Here is a 4,055-nt window from a genome sequence, read left to right on the forward strand (position 1 = left end):
CCCTCGGCGCGCCGCACCACGGCACGCGACAGCCGCCGCCGAACCCGAGCCGCGGGGCGTTCCAGCGCCACGTGAATGCCCCACGCGATCGCGATCGACACGCCGAGTCCGACCACGCCCTGAACGGGCGCCGGCCACGTGGTGCGGTGATGCAGCGCCGCGAGCACCACGTGGTGAAGCAGGTAGAGCGAGTACGAGAGCACCCCGAGGAAACGTGCGATCGGGTGATTGAGCAGGCGCATCGGGCCCCATTCGGAGTGGCGGATCGCCGCGACGAACACCGGGATCAGTGCCACTCCCTGCAGCGTGTAGCGCAGAGTTTCACGGAATGCCGGCGCGCGATAGACGAACGTGAACACGAGCGTGGCGATCCCGAGCGGCAGCCACACGAACTTGAGCCACCGGCCGTCGCCGCGCGCGGCGTCGATTCCGGGGTTGCAGTGCAGTGCGAGCGCGCAGCCGAACAGCAACGAGTCGAAGCGGGTGTCACTGCCCATGTAGGTTCGATCCTCGGGTGCGTGCTGCGCGAGCACCAGCCAGCATCGCCACGCCAGCACCGCCGCGCACAGTCCCCACAGCACCATCGCGCGAGTGCGCGGACGCGAGGGGCCGCGCATCAGCGCGAGGAAGATCCACGGGAACAACAGGTAGAAGTGTTCCTCGATCGCGAGCGACCAGTACACGCCGGCGCCGGCCGGAATTCCGTCGACGCCGTGCGCGATCGTCCAGTAGTTGTTGAAGTGGAACGCCTGGGCCAGCAACGGCATCGCGGCAAGCCGCCCGGGAACCACGTTCACGAGCACTCCGATCACCGCGAGCAACAGCACGGCGTAGAACGGCGGCCAGATTCGGAGCGCGCGACGCAGGTAGAAATCGCGCATCCGGATCGTGCCGTGCTGTTCGAGCTCGAGCCGCAACAGCGTGGTGATCAGGTAACCGCTCAGGAAGAAGAACACCGTGACGCCGAAGCCGCCCGGCACCAGCGACTGAAGGCCCGCGTGCGAGACGTAGACGATCAGGAACGAGATCGCGCGCAGGCCGTCGAGGGACGGAATGGCATGCGCGGAGAGTGCGCGGGCGGGCGGGCCGGAGGTGTTCGCGAGGTACTTGGGCATGGGTTCGGTGCGCAAGGCGCGGAACATCATACGCGATCCGCGGCGCACTTCTCGCGCGAGCGCGCGAGTCGTGCGGAATGCGAAGCCGCACCGCTTCTGCAATCGCAGCAGCCCGTCGCGAGCGCGCGCCGGGCACCGGCCTTGGAGTTCACCCGCGCGGTTGATAGACTTTGGCGAAGATTCCCCGCTCCGCGTGCCCCTCCCCCCCCAAGGTTCGAGCTACCCACTCCATGCACCGCGACCTGACGATCAGCGTTGTCATTCCCTGTTACAACGAAGAAGACGGCGTCCGCATGGTGATCGAACGCATGCCCTCTGCCATCGACGAGATCGTGGTAGTCGACAACAATTGCACCGACCGCACCGCGGAAGTCGCGCGATCGCTCGGAGCAAGGGTGGTGGCCGAGAAGGTCCCGGGCTATGGCGCTGCATACAAGTGCGGGCTGCGTGCCGCCACCAAGGACGTGGTGGTGACGCTCGACGGCGACGGCACCTATCCACCGGAGGAGATCACGCGGCTGGTGGACGAACTGCTGGATCGCAATCTCGAGTTCCTGTCGGCCAGCCGATTCCCGCTGGTGGACGGAGACGCGATGCCGTTCTCGAATCGCATGGGCAACTGGGTGCTCACCGTTGCCGCAGCCGTGTTGTTCTTCAAGCCGATCCGTGACAGCCAGTCCGGCATGTGGGTGTTTCGTCGCGCGGTGCTCGAACGCATGCGGCTGACCTCGGACGGAATGCCGTTCAGCGAAGAGATCAAGCTCGAGGCGCTGCTGCGCGGCGTGCGCTTCGCCGAGGGACACATTCCATACGGCGCCCGAGTCGGCGAGGTGAAGCTCCAGAAGTGGAAGGACGGGTGGGAGAATCTCGCCTTCCTGGTGCGCAAGCGATTCGGATGGCTGAACACGGCTTGAGCACCCACCCCAGGTCCCCGCGCGTTCGACCCGACTGGCTCTCGCCGGTCCTCGGCGTGCTGGTCGTGATCGCGGCGGGAGTTATCATCGGGCTTCAGTACGTGAGCCCGGACAAGCGCATGCTGGCCGTGATCGGCGCCGGCATCGTCCTCGGGATCGCCTGGCGCCTCGATCTGGTGTCGGCGATCGGGCTTCTGGTGCTCGCGCTCCCCTATCCGCGCGAAGTGGTGTTCGGCAGCACCAATCTCGCGATGGTGATGCTGCTGCTCATCATCTGGCTCCTGCGCGTGAACACGGGCAGCGGAGCGCCACCGCGTCGCTCGCGGCTCGATGTTCCGATCATCGGGCTCGTGATCGCCTACATCATCTCGTTCTACAGCATCACGCGGGCCGAACACATCGGGCCGGCGCTCTCGAACACCTACACCTTGCTGGCGTGCGTCGCGATCTACTACCTGATCGTGAACAACGTTCGCACCTCCAACGATCTGGCGCGCATTCACCGTTTCCAGATCGCGTCGATCCTCAGCATCTGCCTGCTCGGCCTCTACGAGATCGTCAACCCGGGAGGGGTGGTGATCCCGGGCTGGATCTATTTCCGCAACGTCGCCCCGGGAGCGACGCTCATGCACAACATTCGCATCGGCGGCCCGTTCTTCGACTTCGAGCAGTTCTCCGATTGGTCGGCGCTCACGCTGCTGTTCGTCGGTTTCTTGATCGTCCGTTCGACCTCGACGACGCGGCGCTTGCTCGCCACCGGACTCGGACTGCTGGTCGCGTTCATGCTCTTCGCCACCGTCACCCGCGGAGCGATCATCGCGCTGATGCTCGGAGTCGTGTACCTGGCATGGCTGTCTCGCACCCGGCTCAATTTCATCTCGGTGGTGAGCGGCGCGGCGCTCATCTTGGCCATCATCCTCGGCATGAACTACTTCGTCTCGAACTACACCCACTCGGGTGACATGCTCGGCCGGCTGCTCGATCCCCAGACCTTCGAGGTCCGGGACGGGCTTCCCGAAGGGCGCGCGGTCATCTGGGAACAGGCGTTCGAGCGCATGATGCAGCATCCGATCATCGGTCATGGTCCGTTCTACGCGCTGCAGCGCGGGACGACCTTCTGGTACTGGCCGCACAATCTGTATCTCTACCTCGGGAACCTGGTCGGGATCGTGGGGCTGACGTTCTTCGTGATGATCCTCGTGATGCTATTCCGCGCACTGCGCCCCGTCCCCGGGGACCTCTCGCGCATGAGTCATGCTCAAGCCTACTTATTGTTCGCGCGCGTTCAGCTGGTCGTGTTCGCGATCGACCAGACCAAGATCGAGTACCTTCGGAATCCGATGTACCCCTACCTGGTGTGGGCGATGTTCGGACTCATGGTGGCGGCGAGCCAGATCGCAGAAGAGGAACGACGCGGCGCGGTCCCGGCGTGACTTCGAGCCTCGATCGCCGTCTCGAACCGCGCGCCGAGTTCGCGCTGGTGGTGATCGCGATGCTCGCGCGACTGGTGCTGGCGATGCGACTTCCGGCCGACCACATTCCGTGGAGCGATGGTCGCGAGTTCGCCGAGATCGCGCGCTCGCTGATCGACCACGGCAGCTACGGTCTGCAGACCTTGCGACCACCCGGATATCCTACCTTCATGGCGGCGGTATGGGCGCTGGCCGGTGAGTCGCTGCCGCGCCTGCGGGCGGTCGAGTGCGTGCTCGGCACACTCGCGGTGTGGTGGATCGGTCGCTGCGGAGCCGCGTGGTTCGGCCGTCGCGCCGGACTGATCGCCATGGCACTCGCCGCACTTCACCCGGTGCTCGCGTTCCTGCCCGGCACCCAGTACTCCGAGAACCTGCTGGTGCTTGTGATGGTGTTCGCGTGGGGCGTTCTGTTGACCGCGCTGCTCGATGCGCGCGCAGGGCTCGCGCGCTGGGCGATCGGCGGTGCGCTGATGGGGATCGCGGTGCTGATTCGTCCCAACGCGGTGCTGCTGCTGCCCGGATTCGCTGTGGCGGCTGCGATTCAGCTCGCGGGC

Annotated in this window: 4 protein-coding genes; 3 read left to right on the forward strand and 1 reads right to left on the reverse strand. The window is 65.8% G+C overall.

Going from position 1 to position 4,055, the window contains the following annotated elements:
* Nucleotides 1-1,145 (reverse strand): acyltransferase (locus HOP12_07310; GenBank protein ID NOT33963.1); only part of this gene is annotated, 1,145 nt, incomplete at its 3' end.
* A gap of 212 nt (nt 1,146-1,357) precedes the next feature.
* Here HOP12_07310 and HOP12_07315 point away from each other — a divergent pair.
* The 3 genes from HOP12_07315 to HOP12_07325 form a co-directional block, all read left to right on the forward strand.
* Entirely contained in the window at nt 1,358-2,029 is a 672-nt protein-coding gene (locus HOP12_07315) for a glycosyltransferase family 2 protein (protein NOT33964.1), read from the forward strand.
* Nucleotides 2,026-3,462, forward strand: a complete 1,437-nt coding sequence (locus tag HOP12_07320) for an O-antigen ligase family protein (protein ID NOT33965.1) — start codon at nt 2,026-2,028, stop codon at nt 3,460-3,462. The genes HOP12_07315 and HOP12_07320 overlap by 4 nt, the downstream gene beginning before the upstream one ends.
* The coding region (locus HOP12_07325; GenBank protein NOT33966.1) for a hypothetical protein at nt 3,459-4,055 on the forward strand (597 nt) is incomplete at its 3' end. The genes HOP12_07320 and HOP12_07325, both read left to right, overlap by 4 nt.

The sequence above is a fragment of the Candidatus Eisenbacteria bacterium genome, assembly GCA_013140805.1.
Classification (GTDB): domain Bacteria; phylum Eisenbacteria; class RBG-16-71-46; order RBG-16-71-46; family RBG-16-71-46; genus JABFRW01.